Genomic DNA, 18,987 nt, shown 5'->3' with positions numbered 1-18,987 from the left:
GGGAATCTTAGTTGGCTCGATTATACACCGAGAGATCGATTAAAAAAGCGAAATAATATCAAGTTGAGGTGAGGGGTATAAAACCCCTCTTTTTATATGTCTATACTTTAAAGTGAGAAACTAATTGGTTGAGTTGCTCCGCCAACTTCGCTATTTCGGTGCTTGAGCCCCGTGTCTGATTTGCGGCTACTGAGTTCTCTTCCGCAATGCGCTTCACGTTTAAAACATTTTCGTTAATGTTCTCTGCAACAGAGCTTTGTTGCTCTGAAGCACTGGCAATCTGCATATTCATATCGTTAATTACATTAATCGCGTTGCTAATTGCACCAAGTGCAGAACTCGTTTTAACCGCGTTCTGAACACAGCCTTCAGCTTGTACTTTACCTTGATTCATTTGTTGCACCGTACTCTCTGTACCCGCTTGAAGCTGCTCAATAAGCGTTTGAATCTCAGATGTTGAACCCTGAGTCCGAGCCGCAAGTGAACGAACTTCATCGGCTACTACCGCGAAACCTCGACCTTGCTCTCCAGCTCTTGCTGCTTCAATTGCGGCATTTAAGGCGAGTAAGTTGGTTTGATCCGCTATACCCTTAATGACATCTAAGATCGTACTTATATTGACAACTTCTTGCTGTACATCATTCAACTTCGTAGAAGAGTCCATTACGCTTTGTGACAAGGAATTGATGGAATGAATCGTTTGTTCAACAACAGCCGAACCGGCTTTCGATTCGATATCCGCTTTATTTGCAGCTGCGGCCGCATTTGCGGCGTTATCAGCAACATCATGTACGGTTGTCGCCATTTGATGCATCGCAGTCGCCACCATATCGGTTTCTGATTCTTGTTGAATGATCCCTTCTGAAGTCTGTTCGGTCACGACGGCTAACTCTTCAGAAGCCGAAGCAAGTTCGCTACTCGCCATCGATATGGTCGACATCATTTGTTTTAGGTTGTCGGCTGTATTTTGTATAGCGTTCAACAGCTGTCCCGTTTCATCTTTACTCACCTTACCAACGTCAATGGTCAGATCACCCTCAGAAAGTTGGTTGGCAGCATCAACTGCAGTTTGGATAGGACGGGTTATATTTACCGTCAATAAGTAGGCGGCTACGATACCCAACGTAATGGCCAAAATTGAAAGTGCAACGGTAATCTGAATACTGCGGTCTGTTGATTCTTTCAGTACTGGCCCAAGAGTCTCTTGATCCTTCATCACTGAGAGTTTTATGTCTTCGATAATAGCCGCGATAGAAGGGCCAATTATGTTGAGTGAGTCTTCAGTTACTAAATTGCGCTCGGTAATAATACTATCAATGTCATTCATTGCTTTTACATATCTTGATTGAGCCGCTTTAAACTTGGTCAATAGACTTTTAAGATTACCGTTCTGAAGATTATCCTCAAGACCTTGGATTTCATCTGACAGACCATTTGACATGTTCTGCATCGAAATACCAAAGTCTTCACGGCTGTTGGTTTGTAAATACTTCATCACATATAAGCGCCCAACCAACATTTTGTCTTGGACATGACCTGCATGGTACACCGCTTCATTATCACCATCTTTGTAAGCCGTCACGATGATCTCTTCGATGGTAGATCGCATTTCGTTGCCTTTAGGCACGATAACCGTTGAGTAAATAATATCGTGTTTACGAATTAAATCTATTATCGCTTCAAAGGATTGTTCATAATTGATGATGGAGGAATTTACTTCCAAAATGTGAGACGCACGCTCAGTGTTTGTAATTTCTTGATCTGCTTGTTTTAAAAACTCCTTCATTCTCGAAAGATAATTATTATATTGTTCTAAGTCGTTATTATCCTTGGTGATTAAGAAATTTTTCACATTCATTTGTACCATCAACATATTGGCTTGTAATTTCCCTGCTAGATTGGTCTCGCGGGCGAGTCCTCTATAGTCGGAAATACCATTGTCGGCCTTTTGTAGTGCAAAAATGCTTGTGGTTAATACCACAGACAATAATAACAAAACAGTACCGAACCCCAATCCAATCTTTGAACCTAGCCTTAGATTCTTAAACATAACTCACCTCTATTTTTATTTATTGTGCTTTCTGTATACATTATTTATTGTATGAATTTTTATGCATAATGTTCGCTAACATTAACAACCACTTGCGTTCTTTGAATTGATATGTGTCATGAAGGAATCGTATATTTATCAGATAAATAAATAAGATTAATATCTAGAATAAACACTCTATTTTTATTAGAGGCATTTTTATAAATAGTGTCAACAAAACGCCTAAATACTATATATTGACAGTGGCTTTATCCGTTAGCTGTTAAATTGAATTCCATCTTTACGGATGTATTTTTGCTAAGGAAATGAAGTAAGGTTTTTAGACGATGTGTTGTAGTCACTAAGATAAATGCGAGAAAATTAGTGTTTGAATGATATTTAAATCTACAAAATTTGTTATGGATAAGTCGATGATTGTTTCAAAAGTACTATATCTACGGGTAAGCATGTCATGAAATAGAGTTTAAAGCTTAGAAAGGTTCAGACCATGATATGGCAATGAAACATGCAGATGAACAGAGCGGACTCGGTGATTTTGATAATAGTGTTTTCGAATTTGATGACAAAGAGAATCGATTCTTTAAAAGAGGAGAAGAGTATCGGGTTAATATTGAAGGGCTTGATAATGCCTTTCGTGACTATAAAGTCAGTTATATTTGATTACAAACCATTACAACAATATATGGTCGAGTTCTATTGGATGAATAAACGCGTATTCGATATCAGTCGTGACCCACAACAGTTATTCGCTAGGTGCAATCTATTGGAAACGAATAGAAAAACGAAGCTACTTCACCAGAAAGCCAATAAATGTATAAATGAATTATCTCAATATTCCGCGCCAGAAGTGACGAACATGCTATTAAAACAAATGAATGAGAAGTGAGCACGGTAAAGCAATTTGACCCGTATTATTGAGTAAACTTATAACAATAACTATTTGTATCTTAATAAATATGTTCTACGCTTTTACTTAACACGAGCAAAGTTAAAGGATGAGAAAGTGAAGACACAAAGAGCATTCTTGTTGCTAGCGTCAGCAGGGCTAACACCAATTGCGCTTTCTTATGGTTTGAACCCTGTCAGGTCGTTGTCTTTTCTGTTTGGTATTGATGCAGTTGCGATTAATGTGAGTCATATTTTTCGTGGTGTAATGGGCCTTTATCTTGCGCTCGTGCTGTTTTGGATCCTTGGTGCTTTTCGTGAAAAGTATGAGTTACCAGCACTATATAGCTTAACGGTTTTTATGTTTGGTTTAGCAACTGGACGACTCTACAGCCTATTTGTAGATGGAATGCCTCACTGGTTACTCTTTGCCTATATGATTCTGGAATTTGGTTTTGCAGTCGCGGGCTTTATCTTAATCAAAAAAAGTGAAAAGTAAGGAAAACGATATGAAAAGGATGTTTCAAATTTTCTCATTTACCAGCGCGCTTTTATTTTCAGCACTAGCGAACGCTGCGCAAGATAAACCAAATATATTTGTTATCTTTACCGACGACATCGGCATTTCCAACTTGAGTGCGTATCACAACGGTGTAATGAGTAGTGAAACACCGAATATAGATAGTATTGCTGAAAAAGGAATGCTGTTAACCGATTATTATGCTCAACCCTCTTGCACCGCTGGACGTTCTGCATTTTTAACAGGTCAATTGCCGGTAAGAACAGGAATGCATTCTGTTGGCCTACCTGGTGGGCCAGTTGGCCTGAACCAAGAGACGCCGACATTACCGGAAATGTTACGAGACCTTGGTTATACAACGGGTCAGTTTGGTAAAAACCACCTAGGTGATCGAGATGAGTTCTTGCCAACGATGCATGGATTTGATGAATATTGGGGGTGGCTATACCACCTAAATGCAATGGAATACACGGAAGACCCAGACTGGCCAAAAGACGAAGCTTTTCAGAAGTTTGCGCCGCGCAACGTGTTACACGTTACGTCTGATGGTAAAGGCAATCAAACGATTAAAGATGACGGTAAGCTTACTATTGAACGTATGAAAACGTTGGATGATGAAGTTAACAAACACGCCATAAATTTTATTGAAAGAGCGGTGGAAGCCAATAAGCCATTTTTCACTTGGTATTGCCCATCTCGGGGACATGTTTGGAGCCATTTATCACCGAAATACGAGAAAATGCTTGGAACGAATGGCTGGGGACTACAAGAGGTTGTTATGAAAGATCTTGACGACCATGTGGGTGAAATGCTGGCAAAAATAGAGGAGCTTGGGATCGCAGATAACACTATTATCGTATTTACGGCAGACAATGGCCCTGAAATAATGACGTGGCCAGATGGTGGGATGACACCATTCCATGGTGAGAAAGGTACAACGTGGGAAGGTGGTGTACGCGCACCATTTCTCATTCAGTGGCCCAACAAAATACCTGCAGACACGGTAAATAATGGCATGTTTGACGGTATGGACTTACTGCCTACCTTAGTTGAAGCCGCTGGCGGACCCGCAGATGTAAAAGAACAGCTATTGAAAGGTTACAAAGGACATAAAGCACATCTCGACGGCTATAATCAAATGGAGATGTTAACCAAAGATGGTGAATCGAGCCGCAAAGAAATTTTTTACTACGAAAGAGATAAACTACAGGCAGTTCGTGTCGGAGATTGGAAGGCGCATTTCATTGTTCAAAATGAGGGTTGGGGTGGGGCAAAAGAAGAACTAAATGCCCCCTTATTATTTAACCTGAGAAGAGACCCATATGAAAGAGCAGCTGAAGAATCTGGTATGTACGTTAAATGGATGGGACAGAAAATGTGGGCGTTTGGTCCTGCTCAAGCCGCAGTAGGTCAACATTTAGCGACATTCAAAGAATGGCCACCAGTGACCTCTGAAACGCCGGCCGAGAAAGTAGGTGGAGTAGGAAATTAACAAGTGAAAATAAACCGACCCAACAAGTCTATTGCCGAGGCCGTAACACTGTTACACTATTGTTAATTTATACCCAATCAGAAAGAGAAATTATGAAGTTTGTACGTTGGTTTTTAGGAAAAATAATTTTAACATTGAATTTTATATTTGCTCCAAAAGGCATCAAACGTAGCGAGGCGTCACAACAAGAGGTCGATAACAGGGCAAGTTCAATGAGTCTGTATCAATTTGAAGCCTGCCCATTCTGCGTAAAAGTTCGACGAGCAATGAAACGTCAATCGATTAATATTGATCTTTTAGATGCCAAAAACAATCCAACTCATAGAGAAGCGCTATTAACCAATGGCGGTGCGCTTAAAGTGCCATGTTTACGTATCGACAACGTTGGGGAAATCACGTGGATGTATGAGTCATCTGATATTATTGCTTATCTAGAAAAAGAATTTGCCTAATTCTATTTGAAATGTATGGGTTCCAATCAAAGATCAACTTTTATCCGTGATCTAAAATGTGAACCCGTCACTCTTCTTCTCAAACATTAATCAACAGACTGAGAAACTTTATTTTCTGATATCGGTGAGTAACCATCGATATGAGCGAGAAGTAGAGCACTCCAAAAACTACCGAACGCAATAGCAATATTGAGAGAGCCAAAGTCCAGAACGAGACAACTTAAATAATAAAAGATCGTAGTGACGATTGAAGCTTTGGCGATGAATATTAGATAGTATTTATTGTTATGTAGTGAGCGCACTTTCGTCGCGAGTACTGGTTCTGTAAGGCTGGCGCAAATCGTTATTCCTAATATGACCGCAAAACTAACGATGATATGCATTGCTGGATTGGTGGGCATTGTGGTCGTTATTGTTTGTAGTTGCACAACGTAAAATGTATCTAATGCAAATGCTATCACTATAATCACCGCAATTAACACGGCGATGATTTTTTTTGGGAGTGCTTTAAATACGGCAAACCCATTAATTATAATGGACGTTTTTTTCTGTTCATTAGGTTTGCTAAGTACTGCTAACCAATTTGATGCGACGCCTATGGCAACACAAAACAATACAATAGTGAGTAGTCCTTTCAGAAAGAAGGCTATACCGTAACTCTCAGACGAAAAGAGCGCGCCTATATAGACCGCACCGGCCACAAGCGCCAGACCAATAAGACCACCATGGATAACGACGAGTTGCCGTGAATATACAGTCAACATTTCCTTTGCGATTCGTATTAGCTTTTTGTCTATTTTGCTTACAAAAATAGTCATAGTATCCTTCATGCTGAGTTAACGATTAGGTAAATCGACGTAATGGTTACTACGACCATGTATGACTTTAAGTCAAAGTGCAATTCTTTGTGCCACATATGCTTTATACCGACAATTCACAGTGCTAAGAAAGCGCATTGTAGGTGGAATTAATATATTAATTGTGGAGTTAGCGGAGAAACTGGTTAATGGCGGGAGTGAGAGGCATTAGTTTATAGTCATTATTGTCGCGTTGTCTGGATTATTCCGATATTCGAAAGTATTGAAATGTCGGAGCAATTCATTAATACGCAAAAAAAGGCATATCCGAGGATATGCCTTTCTTAAAATTTTATTCAAGCTCGTATAGAACTAAAATATCATCGCTATTAGATAGCTGTGATATTTTCAGCGTTCGGGCCTTTTTGACCTTGGCTGATAGTAAATTCTACTTTTTGGCCTTCAGCTAGAGTTTTGAAGCCGTCACTAGCGATAGCGCTGAAGTGAGCGAATACATCTGGGCCAGACTCTTGCTCGATGAAACCGAAACCTTTAGCTTCGTTGAACCACTTAACTGTACCTTTAACTTTAGACATAATAATATCCTGTAATCTCAAATTTAATATTGCCCTATTGGGCGTGAATAGCGTGAAATAAACTAAAAACTTAAAAACTACAGAGCGAGGTATTATGGATCTAACAACGAAATGGAGAATGTAAACAACTAGGCTTTCTTTCTTGCTGCGGCGAATGTTATAGGATTTGAAATTATTGTCAAGCATTTTTTAAAACTAAATCGTACTTCATGTAGTTAATTTCAAATTAGGCTGTTTAATTCTAACTATATTAAGGTTTTCTTCCATTGTGCCAGCGTTCGAATATGAGACGGACCAATGCCGCAACAACCACCAATGATCGTCGCTCCGAGCTCATACCAGCGCCTTGCGTATACCAAATAATCATCAGGTGAAAGGTCTCGTATAGAATGCAGCGTATCATTGGCCTCGTGATCGGAATTGATTGGCAGGAAGTTGTTGGCATAGACACCAATTTCAATATTCGTTTGGAGCTTCTCTATAACTTCTTTTGCATCTTTTATCGCTTGTTCCATCACTTCAGGAACCGAGCAATTGAAAAATATGCCTTTAGCACCAGAAAGGCAGACCAACCTCGTGGCCATTTTTACAGATTGCCCTGATCGTAATCTGGATTCATTTACTTGGTTATCGTTTAAACTAAAAGCGTAGTAGCGATCTTTGGTCGAGTTTCTAAGTGCAGAGTTAATTACGTCAAACTCCTCCAAACTAGAGATGGTTTCTGCTATCCATAGGTCAATATGGGGTTCTTGAGCCTCTATAAGGGTTGTGATGATTTTCTCTGCGTCTCTGGCATGGAATAGGTCAGGCCGATAGCTACCGAGTGGCGGAGGAATGGCCCCTGCTACACACACTGAGTTATTATTCATAGCCACGGTTTCGGCGATCATTGCGGCTTGGCGAGCGAGTCGTGCTCCGTCGGTTTGAAAACGTTCTTCACCAAGATGAAATGGCACACATGCATAGCTGTTAGCGATAATTATCTCAGCACCTGAGTCAATAAAATTCTGATGAGCTTTTGTTACATATTCAGGTGACTCTATCAGCGCTTGAGCACTCCAAAGTGGTTGCGAAAAGGGGGCGCCAATATCTTGAAGTTCGCGACCCATTCCACCATCGAGTATGGTCAGTTTTTTCATAATTTCCAATCAAAATAAAGTAATGTATTTTCGGCATAACAGGACACGATGAAACTTGGCTCAAGATGTAATTCTGTGATTAGTTGAGCAGAACAAATGCTTCGCGTGTTTTATACAACGTATTTTATGCAAATAGATAGATGAGGTTTTAACCCGTACTAACAAGATATCTCTATATGGTTAACAACCTTAAGCGCTGCGCTAGTATACTGTCAATGAGAGTGATTAAATAAGAATGAAAGATCATCCTGATCCATAAATCAAGGTATTATTTGTGTAAAAAATGAAGCAAAAGAGCAGCCAAATCGGCTGCTCTTAATATTGATTGTCACGAAGTAAACAACAACAGGAACTCGTAGCTTACGCTAGGTGTTGCTCTTTTTTAGTTGGACATATATTCATTAAACGTTCCGTGGAAGTTAATGAGTTGCTTGTCTTTAATATCAACGATGTGTGTCGCAAGTGATGAGACAAATTCTCTATCATGACTAACAAATATCAATGTGCCTTCAAACAACTTAAGGGCATTGTTAAGGGCTTCAATAGCTTCCATATCCATGTGGTTGGTTGGTTCGTCCATGATAAGAACGTTGATATCCATCATCATTAATTTACCAAACAATAATCGGTTTTTTTCACCACCGGAGCAGTTACACGCTTTCTTGTTGATATCATCTTCAGTGAATAAAAGGCGTCCTAACATGCCTCGTATCATCAAGTCGTTGTGTTTTGACGTTCTCCATTGAGACATCCATTCAAACAACGTAAACCCATTGTCAAACTCGTTGCTGCTGTCTTGCGGGCAATAGCCGATTGCCGCATTTTCGGACCACTTAACTACGCCTTCATTATGCGAAAGCTCGTTGACTAAGCAACGAAGTAGGGTAGTTTTACCCACACCATTCTCACCGATAACAGCAAGCTTTGCTCCGGCTTCAAGGATCAGATTGCCACCATGAAAGAGTATTTCATCGTCAAACCCATGGCTAAGGTCTTCAAGTATTAATGCTTGTCGGTGCATTTTTTTACTTTCGTCAAAGCGCAATGAAGGCGTCATTCGACTTGACGATTTCACTTCATCTAAAGAAATTTTATCGAGCTTTTTAGCGCGTGAACTCGCTTGTTTAGCTTTAGACGCGTTGGCTCCAAATCGGTTAACAAAGTCTTGGAGTTCAGCTATTTCAGCCGTTTTCTTCGCGTTACCCGCGAGCAATTGCTCTTGAATTAGACCTGATGCATCAAGGAAATACTCGTAATTACCTGGATATATTCGGAGTTCGCCATAATCAATATCCGCCATATGAGTACAGACAGTGTTCAAAAAGTGTCTGTCATGGGAAATGATGATCATGGTGCACTTACGTTTGTTTAGCTCACCAGCTAACCAATTAATGGTATGGATATCCAAGTTGTTGGTAGGCTCATCAAGCAATAATATGTCTGGATTAGAAAAAAGAGATTGTGCGAGTAAAACGCGGAGTTTCCAACCTGGCGCTAGTTGGCTCATTAATCCAAAGTGATATTCTTCTTCTATTCCAGCTTCAAGCAATATTTCACCAGCGCGACTTTCAGCACTGTAACCATCCATCTCTGCAAATTCGCTTTCAAGATCGGCAACCTTCATTCCGTCTTCTTCGCTCATTTCAGGCAGAGAATAGATACGTTCACGTTCTTGTTTGATTTTCCATAGTTTTGCATCACCCTGAATTACGGCGTCGACAACGCTGTATTTTTCAAAAGCGTATTGGTCCTGGCTTAGGGTTCCGACTTTTTGACCAGGGGTAATGGACACATTGCCAGATGTTGGCGCTAGTTCCCCACTCAGGATCTTCATAAAGGTTGACTTACCACATCCGTTTGCTCCGATTAACCCGTAACGGTTGCCGTTGCCAAATTTAGCAGAGATGTTTTCAAACAATGGCGCAGGGCCGAATTGCATGGTGATATTTGCGGTAGAAATCAATGGAATATCCTGGATATGTTATGTATCAAAACCTAAGCGAAAAATTGTTACAACAGTATAGGTTGAGTGTTGTGTAGGTAAAACAGGCGCGGATTATACAGACTTAATTGGTCAAATGTCGAGCTACTTTTGTATCCGGATCAAATCCTATATTATGGCACCATAATGCAATAGTAAAAACAGCTCAATATTGAAACGTATTAAACAATATTCAGCCAAGTTTGTTTATTCTGTACACGTTTCGACAGGGTAATCACGACATCCTTTTAAGTATAGAACTAAAGAGTTGCATGAGATCCAATGCGACAGTTAAGGTTATTGTGCTAAGATTCCCTGTCAGCGATTTGAGCGCGTATTACCTCTCATTGTTTGGCTGAACGTAATAAACACAACTAACGAGAATATCAGAAATGAGCAAGTTAAACGCTGAACAGCGGAAAGCACGAGACGACGAACGTTTTTCACAACGAGTGAGCGAGCGCAGGGATAAAGGTGAAGATGTTGTCTTGTATGCTCTTACCAACAAGAAAGCAGTGAAGTTTCTGACCAAATCAGAAAAAAATGATCTAAAAGAAAGAAAGAGAGTTCGTCAGGAAGAAATAGAACTTAAAGAGCAACAAGAATTAGAAAGAATAGAACAAGCGTTTATCGGTGGCGATGACAAATAACAACGTACAACCCTCTTTATAGTGAGATGAGTGGCTAAAATGCGGTCATTCATAGTTTGGCCGCTTTTGTTGTATTAACTTAAGCAGGAGCGACCAACGTAAACAATCACCGCTTTCTCTTAACTAAAGATCCTAACGAATTCAGAACCCTAACTGGTCACAAACGATACGTCGATATTAATTCCCTTTGCTGTGTCGCAATGTTGGCGACTTCTTCTGTCGATTCTACAAAAGCATGGAGCTGTAGCCCAATTTTGCCACCATGTTGGTTGACGCAAAAGATACTATTACTGACCTCTGTTACCGCCTGTGTTTGCTTCGTAGTAGAGACAGAGACCTTGGATATTCTGTCGCTAATGTGGGCAACGGTATTTGAGATATTCTCAAAGGTATGACTAACATTATTGCTGGATTCCAAAGACAATGACATCTCGGTTTGGCTGAGTCCGATAGACTGCTTCGCTTCATCAGAGGCAATGATAAGTGCTTGCATTGTCTTCCTTATGTTGTTGGTCTGTTTTGATGTATTACTTGCAAGGGTTCTGACCTCATCGGCAACCACCGCAAAACCTCGCCCTTGTTCACCCGCACGTGCGGCCTCAATGGCCGCATTTAGCGCTAACAAGTTTGTATTTTCGGCCAAATTAGCTATCACACCTACCATAGACTGAATCTGCTCTACTTGGCTATCGAGTGTATCGATAGCCTGTACATTTTGACCTAAAACTTTGTTTAGTTGAGTCAGTCTTTGATTATTACTGGCGATGACATTTAAACCTTCGGCCGCGGCAAGAGTAGCTTCATGGGTTTTAGTGTGAGAATCTTGGGTTAACTGCGCGATTTCGTTAATGGATGAGTCAAGTTCTGCGACAATATCTGCCATCGAAGATAGAGCATTATTTTGTTGTGTTAACCCTCCTTCTATATCATTAGAGACGCTTTTACTTATCTCTGATGTTTGATAAAGCGAATCACAATTATCAGACATGGTTCTGATCGAGTAGGCTGTAGATTTCATGACTTGATTTAACTTTTTCGCAATGAGTTGCATTTCCTTTGGACCAATTTCAGGAACATCATAATGGTAGTCATGCTCAGCAACATGCGCTAGATGCTGAATAATATTATTCATCCCTTTAGACATCCATGACCTCATGAATACGGCGGCAGTCCATAGAGCAATAATAAGTATGCAACTAATAATGAAAATATGTTGTTTGAATGTGTTGATAGACTGAATGACTGAGTATGTTCGTTGCTTCATTGCGTTTTCTATATCACTAGATAAACCGCTGAGCAATGTCGTTACCGTTAAAGATGTCTGTGAGGCGGTATCGACCATCTTTTCTTGTTTTTCAATCAAAGCGACTTTAATCAGCAGCAATTTTGGGATAGATTTTTCAGCATTCAGTTCTGTCATCACAATGTCGAATGGCGTGACGAAACTCGTGTAAGTTTTTATCTCAGGTATAAGCAGTGAGAGATCGTCAAATGCCAAATCTAACGCCGCCAATCTATTATAAATTTCCTTATACAACGTTCTCGCTATGTCACTGTTTTCTTCTACCATCAGAAGCAAAAAAGTACTATTAAGCGCAATAGCACTTGATACAAAACGACTGGCTGCATCGTTTGCTTCAGGATTGCCCTCGATTAGAAATTGACTGATTCGGTTCATTTCTGGCCCGATAGAACCTAGCCCATACCTAAGGGTAGGTAGGTTCTCAGTGATTTGTGCAGTAAGGTTCAGCGTACTATTTTGAATGGCTAAAATACCTGAAGATAGAGAATCAAGTCCTTGAATATGAGTTGTTAACTCAATAACCTGAGACGCAGATATAATGGAGTCGGTTTTGGTCGCACTGTTATTAAGTTGATCAATTTCTATTTTTGCTTGCTGTTGATATTGCTCGATCTGAGTTTGGGTTTCTTTAAGAGAATGAATACTACTTGAATGCAAACCATCGTTCATAAATTTAACGTGTTGTAGAACATTCTTAGTCAGTTTCGCGTTAGATAGTGCTAGAGGTAGCATTTGGTCGTTCAGTTTGTTGAATTGATATCCAACACGATCAATGCCTCTATTACTGAATAAAGAAAGGCAAATAAAGCACGCTATGACGGTGACGAGAAGAAAGGTAAAAACGTGAATTAGTGAAATTGATGAGCGTTTCATTATAGCCTTCGAAGTGTGAGTTTCAAACCGGTACTATCCTAAATAGGTAGGATTGCGAATAGGTTACAGAAATAAGTCCGTTTCATTACAGGGGATGAATGCTTAATACCCACAATTTCTTTACTAGTTTGATTTACATATAAGATTTACGGTTGCTCTATCGTTTGTGGGAAAAAGAACCACTTGTTTCTACTTTAGTATCTCACTCAATACGGAGATAATATTGACAGCCTGCTTACATTGTGACAGCATGCTTACAAATGTAGGGAGGTCACAAATGAAAATGAAAACGGTACATCTATGTGTGTATAACACAATGGCGGATTGGGAGTACGGATATGTCATCGCTCATATCAACAGTCCTGACTTTCAAAAAAATCCAAATATTTACGAAATTAAGACGGTCGGAATGACGCTAGAACCCATTAGAACAAAAGGTGGGATTCAGATTCTTCCTGATATGTCTTTGGCTCAACTATCTTCGGAAGATAGCCAACTTTTGATTCTCGCTGGTTCTGACAACGCTGTAACTGGAGGGATAGACGACTTTGTAACCTGTGCAGATAACTTCTTAAAACATGGAACGCCTGTCGCCGCTATCTGTGGGGCAACGGCAGCACTAGCACGTGCAGGTTTATTAAATAAGTTACGCCATACAAGCAATGCAAAAGCGTTTTTAGACGGTGAGCACTATAGTGGTAGTGAAAACTATTCGGAGGTGCCGGCTATAACAGACGGCAATTTAATTACGGCGAGTGGCCTTGCCCCTGTAGAGTTTGCCGTTGAGATCTTTCGTAAACTAGATTTGTACTCGGAAACCACCCTCAATTCATGGCTTATGCTTTTCCAGCATCAAGACCCAATGGGTTTTTATAATCTAATGGAGGAGCATTCTAAATGACCGACCCGAAAAAAGAATTGAGTTCGCTCGCGTTAACTATCTTTGCATTGAATGGAAAATTCCTCACAGTTGCGGAGCAATTAACTGCACCGGCAGGCATCACCGCCACGCGTTGGCAAGTGCTGGGAGCCGTGCTTGATGGGCCACGGACTCAAGCTGAAATCGCCCGTAAAATGGGAATTACAAGGCAGAGTGTACAGCGAACAAGTACTAAATTGATAGATGACGGGCTTCTTGAATCGATATCGAATCCTTCTCATCGAAAAGCCATGTTACTTAAGCCCACGGAAAAAGGCTTGGAGTCTATTGCAAAAATAAGCCCGCATCATGGGGCGTTTGCTTTACGACTTGCTGATGAAATTGGTTTTGAATCGATGGCTCAGTTATCCGAATTGCTCGGTGAGCTAAATCTCGCCTTAGATAATTTAATTCCAAACAATAAGCCATGATATTGAAGCCCATAAAACTCAAGGACGATGAGGTGACACGTAGTCGCTATACTTAGCTTAGCGCACTATGACGACGCCAGAGTCTAAATTAATGTTTCTATAAGCGACCCTAATCGTTTGATTGCCAATACAACGCTGTCAGAAATATCTAGTGAAGCATTCATTCTAAAGCAATGAATGAACAGTTGATTTGTAGCAAACATCTCTCCTGGGGCAATGCTAATGTTTTCTTGCAGAGCGAGTCGATATAGCTCGGTTGCATTAACATGCTCAGGTAGTACAACCCATATAAAATAGCCTCCCGTTGAGTAATAAGCATTGGCTTCTTTTGGGAAGTGGTCTCGTAATAACTGCCAGGTTTGAAACTTTCTCTGCTCTAATGTTCTTCTTAACTGACGTAAGTGAGTTTCATAATGCCGAGTAGATAAGTAATTGGCGAGAGTTAGTTGAACGGGTGCACTTGTCGACAATGTACTCATTAGCTGAATCTTTTGAATCTGTAATGCGCGGGTTCCTGCGGCTACCCATCCAATACGAAATCCTGCGACGAGCGATTTAGAAAAAGAAGAACAATGTAGAACCATTCCCTTGTTGTCGTACGCTTTTGCTGGTCTTGGTTTAGTGCCACCATAGTAGAGTTCGCTGTAAACATCGTCTTCTATTAGATGGACATTGTGCTTTGTCAGTAATTCAACAAGACGAATTTTTTTTTCATCGGATAGCGTAAAACCAAGTGGGTTTTGACAGTTAGTCATTAACCAACACGCCTTAACCTTGTGGGTTTTAAGTGTCTTTTCGAGGGAATCAAGATCGATCCCTTCTTTCGGGTGTGTATTGATAGAAAGCGCACGTAGGTTCAATCTTTCTAGCGACTGAAGAGCGCTATAGAATGTCGGAGACTCAACGACAACACAGTCACCAGCTTGTGTTACTGCTTGTAAACTTAAGTTTAGTGCTTCCAATGCACCGGCAGTAATCACTATTTCCTCAGGGTTGATATTCATACCTTGAGCGGCATATCGTTTCGCAATTATTTTGCGCAAGGTTTCATTGCCTGGTGGAAGATTATCTAAAGCATGAGACGCAGGCATCTTCCGTGCGGCTTGAATCAAAGACTTGTTGATTTGATTTTGAGGATAAAGGTTTGGATCTGGATAGGCAAATCCAAAATTGGTCATTGTTTTTTTTCGACTGGCCTGCAAGATATCAAATACAAAATCGTTGATATCGACAGATTCAGTTATCTGCGGGTCGTTTTGGTGAGATAGGATCGGAAAATCTTCGACCTGAGGGGCAACAACGTAACCTGAACGAGAGTGAGACACCACCCAGCCCTGATTCGCTAATAATTGGTAGGCATTCATTACCGTCATTAAACTAAGCCCTGATAGTTCAGTTTGTTTCCGCAATGATGGGAGTTTATCGCCTATTTCCCAGACATTGCTCTGAATCTGGCTCTTAATCTGTTCTGCAAGCTCAATATATTTAGCCAATGGACTTCACTTAGATAGGTAATGAGTGGTAATCAAACGGTCTGTTATACATAATAGTCTAGTTTCTGTGTCTATTATAGATCAACGAACCATTGATATAATCGAGCAACTTTAAAAGATGCTTCGGTTGTACCTATTTTGTGATCGAAAGGTACCGACCTAAGCCCATACTTGGCTAAAACTGCAATGCAAAAATTTCAACTTACGCACAGAGATGCGACAAAAATTTCAGAACATGTCGCTTATCGAATAACGCAATGCCTTAAGTTTTTACTTAACCTATTTTATGGGGACAAATATGCTAAACGTGCAGTAATTTTAGAAACCATTGCGGCAGTACCGGGAATGGTTGCGGGTATGTTCAATCATCTTAAGGCGCTACGAAGAATGAAAGATGATCAAGGATGGATTAAAGAGCTATTAGATGAAGCAGAAAATGAGAGGATGCATTTAATGATTTTCTTGAATATTGCGAACCCAAGCTGGATAGAAAGACTATTGGTATTGATAGGGCAGGCTGTTTTCATTGTTGTGTACAGTACCATCTATATTTTGTCATCAAAAATTGCCCATAGAATAGTCGGGTATTTCGAAGAAGAGGCATGTAAAAGCTATACAGAATACTTAGAACGAATCGATGAAGGAAAGGTAGAAAACCTATCAGCGCCTCAAATGGCAATTGATTACTACCAGTTACCTTCAAATGCGAAGTTGAGAGATGTTATTTTGAAAATCCGTGAAGATGAGGCAAAACACCGAGATAGAAATCATGAGTTTGCGGATTGTTACCAAAATAAAAACCTACCAGAACACCAATATTAATTTACTGATTATCTATTAGTTGGAAGTCACTGATCTCAATATTTTAGTGGAGAGTATAAAATGAATAGTGTTAAGAAAGAAATGCGTCTATTTGCCATCGCTGGTGCCGTCATTGTGTTAAACGTTGGAGCCCATCTATTGGGTGCCAAGATGTTTGTCGATGCGCCTATGACAGAAATAACGCTTGCCTCAGTTCCTTTCCTTATGTTGTTTCTAGGTTGGTTGGGCGTAAGGATTGCGGCAAAAGATTAGATCACCGGGCGACTAAGCTGGACCCAGTTAAAAAGGATTAAGAACAACGCCTTTTGATTCGATAAAGACCCCGTTCATTTGGTGTAGAAAGGATTGTCAAAAAACCAATCCTTTTCTTAGCCTAATTTACGACGTTAGATTACTCGTAATCTGCAGCGTAAGTCTCTTCATAAGTGTGCGAGTACAGTTCAAATAGATTACCAAATGGGTCTTCTAGATAAACCATCTGCGCTTTATTGTTATCGTCTTCAGGGTGGTATCGCATAATATCCATACGTACCTTGCCACCAAATTCTTCAGTACGCTTAATCACACCGTGGAAATCATCTGTTTGAAGGCAGAAGTGAAAAATACCAATGCGAGAGAAATCGACGTCGTGGCGCTCTTGACGCTCCTTCATTTCAAACAACTCGAACCCAATCCCGTCATTGGTGAGTAAATGAGCAATGTTAAAACCTTTAAAGCCTTCCCCGAAAACGGCAATACACATGCGTCCAATTGCAGTCTCGCGCTCTTCCGTTACTTTCGTATTGTTCATCACGACTTCTAAACCTAACGCCTTTGTGTAAAACTCAACCGCTTTGTCCATATTACCAACCATGATTCCCACGTGATTCATTTTCATAAATTTCTCCAGTAATCCAATTATTTATTTCGTGTTTTGTTTCGATGAGAAGAGTATATGGAAAGATTGCTATTAGTTAAAATTATCATAATTTATTAAGCTAATAATTTTTTGTTATTAATGAGATGATTCACAGACGTTAAGTTTTATACACAACCTATCTCTTTTTAAACAACATCGAATGTATCCGAAACTCATTGCCTCTCGACAAATACGCTTTTTTTCATAATTGTGACGCCAATATAAGATTTTGATAATTTACAAGGTAGAATCGCGACGTGTTAACTCTAAGTAATTGACTATTAGTTCAATAACTTAGAGTTGTGATGGTTAAGTAACGGAAAACGAAATGCCAAGATATCAATTCTTCACGTTCCCAAATAATCAAATTACGGATTTTACCTATTTGGAAGTCGATTCAGAGTACTACCAAGCGGACAAACTCGCTTTGATAGATCAGAATTTTGAACTCGATGGAGGTCCAATAACAGCCGCAACGTCCGTTGATGCGGTTAAGAAATACAACCGTGATTTTTCCCGAATCAGCCAAGAACAAGTCAAGATGAGTTTTTCTTACGTATTGATTGAGGGCTTCATTGCCTTATGGAAGTGGATCCGGAGTAAGTGACCAAGTTTATTCAAATGCGAGAGGTTCTTTAGACGAAAGTTGCGATTATAGAATTAATTTATTAATAGCTCATTTTTTAATTCATTATGTCGAATTATGATAATTTGAAAAAGCTAAGACAGTCTTGCTCCAATACAACTTAGCTTTTTTACAATGATGACCTTGACAACCTATGTCATAAAACGATTATAAATCATAGAAGATCATTTGATCTGTTTTGCGTATTGTATAAACTACAATCTTATCAATTCAGTTGGTGAATAGGGTGGTAAACCGTATTTGTCTAATTCTTATTAAAGGGATTGTAATGAAGCTACTGCTAAATAATTTAAAATTGGCCATTGTCATATTGGCTTCTACCTTCTCTTATGCCAGCGTCGCGGACACGTTGCGCGTAATGTTACATACTGGCTCTTTTCCTCCGTACTTCTTTAATGAAGACGACGCTCGAACAGGAACAATCAAAGATATATTCAAAGCCTTGTCTCAAGAAACAGGAGATACTATTGAGTATGTAAGGGTTCCTTTTAATCGCGCGCTTCACCTGTTCGAGACTGGCGAATTACACATTGAACCAATGACAAACCCCGCCTATAGAAGCGACTCTAGTGTTCCAGGTATTTACAGCATCCCATTTGCAGTGGCGGATGAAATTATTCTGTTTAATAAAGAGAGTTATGCACAAGTAGACTCTCAGGAAGATTTGTTGGGTGAAACTATAGGTGTGGTGAAGGGGTACTATTACCCCAAATATACCCCTTACTTTGAAGACGGACGCATCGGTTCTTATCCTGTCAAAAATGAGAATAAGTTGATCCAACTGTTGGTGGCCGGTCGTCTTTCTCAAGCACTTATGAACAAAGATTTTGCTCAATATCAGATCACGAGTCAGCATTTAGAAGATGAAACCGTTCTAAGCAAACCTTATCATTCATTGGATATGATGATCCGTTTCCATCCAACAAAGGAAGCCGCGGTTACTCGATTCAACAAGGCGATTGTTAAACTTAAAGAAGAAGGCATTATCGACGGAATCTACGATAAATACCGTTGATATAATGTCTAGGTATAAAGCCGAT

General features: G+C 40.0%; 18 protein-coding genes and 1 pseudogene. 11 read left to right on the top strand and 8 right to left on the bottom strand.

Annotated features, from left to right (window positions below):
• Positions 1-100: 100 nt before the first annotated feature.
• Entirely contained in the window at positions 101-2,050 is a 1,950-nt protein-coding gene (locus tag IUZ65_RS08765) for a methyl-accepting chemotaxis protein (RefSeq protein WP_195703370.1), read from the bottom strand.
• 474 nt (positions 2,051-2,524) lie between these two features.
• On the opposite strand from IUZ65_RS08765, the pseudogene IUZ65_RS08760 reads away from it, so the two are divergent.
• The 4 genes and pseudogenes from IUZ65_RS08760 to IUZ65_RS08745 all read left to right on the top strand — a co-directional run.
• Positions 2,525-2,744 (top strand): annotated as a pseudogene (locus IUZ65_RS08760) (deca-heme c-type cytochrome); the annotation flags it as partial.
• Between the two features lie 309 nt (positions 2,745-3,053).
• A complete protein-coding gene (locus tag IUZ65_RS08755; RefSeq protein WP_195703369.1) occupies positions 3,054-3,434 on the top strand; it encodes a DUF4345 domain-containing protein in 381 nt (126 codons plus the stop codon).
• Between the two features lie 10 nt (positions 3,435-3,444).
• On the top strand, positions 3,445-4,947 hold the full coding sequence (locus IUZ65_RS08750; RefSeq protein ID WP_443083707.1) for an arylsulfatase: 1,503 nt from the start codon (positions 3,445-3,447) through the stop codon (positions 4,945-4,947).
• Positions 4,948-5,039: 92 nt separating this feature from the next.
• Positions 5,040-5,399 carry a glutaredoxin family protein gene (locus IUZ65_RS08745; protein ID WP_195703368.1) on the top strand — a complete coding sequence of 120 codons (360 nt, stop codon included), beginning with the start codon at positions 5,040-5,042 and terminating at the stop codon, positions 5,397-5,399.
• 86 nt (positions 5,400-5,485) lie between these two features.
• Here IUZ65_RS08745 and IUZ65_RS08740 read toward each other — a convergent pair whose 3' ends face one another.
• The 4 genes from IUZ65_RS08740 to IUZ65_RS08725 form a co-directional block, all read right to left on the bottom strand.
• Positions 5,486-6,217 carry a hypothetical protein gene (locus IUZ65_RS08740; protein WP_195703367.1) on the bottom strand — a complete coding sequence of 244 codons (732 nt, stop codon included), beginning with the start codon at positions 6,215-6,217 and terminating at the stop codon, positions 5,486-5,488.
• Between the two features lie 368 nt (positions 6,218-6,585).
• The gene (locus IUZ65_RS08735) at positions 6,586-6,792 is read right to left on the bottom strand and encodes a cold-shock protein (RefSeq protein ID WP_195703366.1); all 207 of its coding nucleotides are present in this window, start codon (positions 6,790-6,792) and stop codon (positions 6,586-6,588) included.
• Between the two features lie 245 nt (positions 6,793-7,037).
• Positions 7,038-7,931, bottom strand: a complete 894-nt coding sequence (locus IUZ65_RS08730) for a homocysteine S-methyltransferase family protein (RefSeq protein WP_195703365.1) — start codon at positions 7,929-7,931, stop codon at positions 7,038-7,040.
• 382 nt (positions 7,932-8,313) lie between these two features.
• On the bottom strand, positions 8,314-9,894 hold the full coding sequence (locus tag IUZ65_RS08725; RefSeq protein ID WP_195703364.1) for an ABC-F family ATPase: 1,581 nt from the start codon (positions 9,892-9,894) through the stop codon (positions 8,314-8,316).
• 410 nt (positions 9,895-10,304) lie between these two features.
• On the opposite strand from IUZ65_RS08725, the gene IUZ65_RS08720 reads away from it, so the two are divergent.
• Positions 10,305-10,562, top strand: coding sequence for a DNA polymerase III subunit epsilon (locus tag IUZ65_RS08720; RefSeq protein ID WP_195703363.1), 258 nt, complete (start codon positions 10,305-10,307; stop codon positions 10,560-10,562).
• A gap of 157 nt (positions 10,563-10,719) precedes the next feature.
• On the opposite strand, the gene IUZ65_RS08715 is transcribed toward IUZ65_RS08720, so the two are convergent.
• Positions 10,720-12,738, bottom strand: a complete 2,019-nt coding sequence (locus IUZ65_RS08715; protein WP_195703362.1) for a methyl-accepting chemotaxis protein — start codon at positions 12,736-12,738, stop codon at positions 10,720-10,722.
• 277 nt (positions 12,739-13,015) lie between these two features.
• Here IUZ65_RS08715 and IUZ65_RS08710 point away from each other — a divergent pair, with 277 nt between their 5' ends.
• Positions 13,016-13,639, top strand: coding sequence for a type 1 glutamine amidotransferase family protein (locus IUZ65_RS08710; RefSeq protein ID WP_195703361.1), 624 nt, complete (start codon positions 13,016-13,018; stop codon positions 13,637-13,639).
• Positions 13,636-14,088, top strand: coding sequence for a MarR family winged helix-turn-helix transcriptional regulator (locus tag IUZ65_RS08705; protein ID WP_195703360.1), 453 nt, complete (start codon positions 13,636-13,638; stop codon positions 14,086-14,088). The genes IUZ65_RS08710 and IUZ65_RS08705 overlap by 4 nt, the downstream gene beginning before the upstream one ends.
• Positions 14,089-14,171: 83 nt before the next feature.
• Here the strand turns inward: IUZ65_RS08705 and IUZ65_RS08700 are convergent, their stop codons facing one another.
• Positions 14,172-15,581 (bottom strand): aminotransferase-like domain-containing protein, encoded by a 1,410-nt coding sequence (locus tag IUZ65_RS08700; protein WP_195703359.1) that lies wholly within the window; start codon positions 15,579-15,581, stop codon positions 14,172-14,174.
• A 186-nt stretch (positions 15,582-15,767) separates the two neighbouring features.
• Here IUZ65_RS08700 and IUZ65_RS08695 point away from each other — a divergent pair, with 186 nt between their 5' ends.
• Complete coding sequence (locus IUZ65_RS08695) at positions 15,768-16,403, top strand: alternative oxidase (protein ID WP_195703358.1); 636 nt, start codon at positions 15,768-15,770, stop codon at positions 16,401-16,403.
• A 60-nt stretch (positions 16,404-16,463) separates the two neighbouring features.
• Entirely contained in the window at positions 16,464-16,655 is a 192-nt protein-coding gene (locus IUZ65_RS08690) for a hypothetical protein (RefSeq protein WP_195703357.1), read from the top strand.
• Positions 16,656-16,794: 139 nt separating this feature from the next.
• On the opposite strand, the gene IUZ65_RS08685 is transcribed toward IUZ65_RS08690, so the two are convergent.
• A complete protein-coding gene (locus IUZ65_RS08685) occupies positions 16,795-17,280 on the bottom strand; it encodes a VOC family protein (RefSeq protein ID WP_195703356.1) in 486 nt (161 codons plus the stop codon).
• A 349-nt stretch (positions 17,281-17,629) separates the two neighbouring features.
• Between IUZ65_RS08685 and IUZ65_RS08680 the strand changes: the two genes are divergently transcribed.
• Both IUZ65_RS08680 and IUZ65_RS08675 read left to right on the top strand, forming a co-directional pair.
• On the top strand, positions 17,630-17,908 hold the full coding sequence (locus tag IUZ65_RS08680; RefSeq protein ID WP_195703355.1) for a hypothetical protein: 279 nt from the start codon (positions 17,630-17,632) through the stop codon (positions 17,906-17,908).
• Between the two features lie 307 nt (positions 17,909-18,215).
• Positions 18,216-18,962, top strand: a complete 747-nt coding sequence (locus IUZ65_RS08675) for a substrate-binding periplasmic protein (protein WP_195703354.1) — start codon at positions 18,216-18,218, stop codon at positions 18,960-18,962.
• Positions 18,963-18,987: the final 25 nt, after the last annotated feature.

Source organism: Vibrio sp. VB16 (genome assembly GCF_015594925.2).
Lineage (GTDB): Bacteria > Pseudomonadota > Gammaproteobacteria > Enterobacterales > Vibrionaceae > Vibrio.
This window is presented reverse-complemented; position numbering and strand designations above follow the sequence as displayed.

What these genes read in the sequence shown, in the direction of transcription:
- IUZ65_RS08765 (WP_195703370.1), bottom strand. Translation starts at nt 2,050, where the DNA reads ATGTTTAAGAATCTAAGGCTAGGTTCAAAGATTGGATTGGGGTTCGGT.
- IUZ65_RS08750 (WP_443083707.1), top strand. Translation starts at nt 3,445, where the DNA reads ATGAAAAGGATGTTTCAAATTTTCTCATTTACCAGCGCGCTTTTATTT.
- IUZ65_RS08745 (WP_195703368.1), top strand. Translation starts at nt 5,040, where the DNA reads ATGAAGTTTGTACGTTGGTTTTTAGGAAAAATAATTTTAACATTGAAT.
- IUZ65_RS08740 (WP_195703367.1), bottom strand. Translation starts at nt 6,217, where the DNA reads ATGACTATTTTTGTAAGCAAAATAGACAAAAAGCTAATACGAATCGCA.
- IUZ65_RS08735 (WP_195703366.1), bottom strand. Translation starts at nt 6,792, where the DNA reads ATGTCTAAAGTTAAAGGTACAGTTAAGTGGTTCAACGAAGCTAAAGGT.
- IUZ65_RS08730 (WP_195703365.1), bottom strand. Translation starts at nt 7,931, where the DNA reads ATGAAAAAACTGACCATACTCGATGGTGGAATGGGTCGCGAACTTCAA.
- IUZ65_RS08720 (WP_195703363.1), top strand. Translation starts at nt 10,305, where the DNA reads ATGAGCAAGTTAAACGCTGAACAGCGGAAAGCACGAGACGACGAACGT.
- IUZ65_RS08715 (WP_195703362.1), bottom strand. Translation starts at nt 12,738, where the DNA reads ATGAAACGCTCATCAATTTCACTAATTCACGTTTTTACCTTTCTTCTC.
- IUZ65_RS08710 (WP_195703361.1), top strand. Translation starts at nt 13,016, where the DNA reads ATGAAAATGAAAACGGTACATCTATGTGTGTATAACACAATGGCGGAT.
- IUZ65_RS08705 (WP_195703360.1), top strand. Translation starts at nt 13,636, where the DNA reads ATGACCGACCCGAAAAAAGAATTGAGTTCGCTCGCGTTAACTATCTTT.
- IUZ65_RS08695 (WP_195703358.1), top strand. Translation starts at nt 15,768, where the DNA reads ATGCAAAAATTTCAACTTACGCACAGAGATGCGACAAAAATTTCAGAA.
- IUZ65_RS08690 (WP_195703357.1), top strand. Translation starts at nt 16,464, where the DNA reads ATGAATAGTGTTAAGAAAGAAATGCGTCTATTTGCCATCGCTGGTGCC.
- IUZ65_RS08685 (WP_195703356.1), bottom strand. Translation starts at nt 17,280, where the DNA reads ATGAAAATGAATCACGTGGGAATCATGGTTGGTAATATGGACAAAGCG.
- IUZ65_RS08680 (WP_195703355.1), top strand. Translation starts at nt 17,630, where the DNA reads ATGCCAAGATATCAATTCTTCACGTTCCCAAATAATCAAATTACGGAT.
- IUZ65_RS08675 (WP_195703354.1), top strand. Translation starts at nt 18,216, where the DNA reads ATGAAGCTACTGCTAAATAATTTAAAATTGGCCATTGTCATATTGGCT.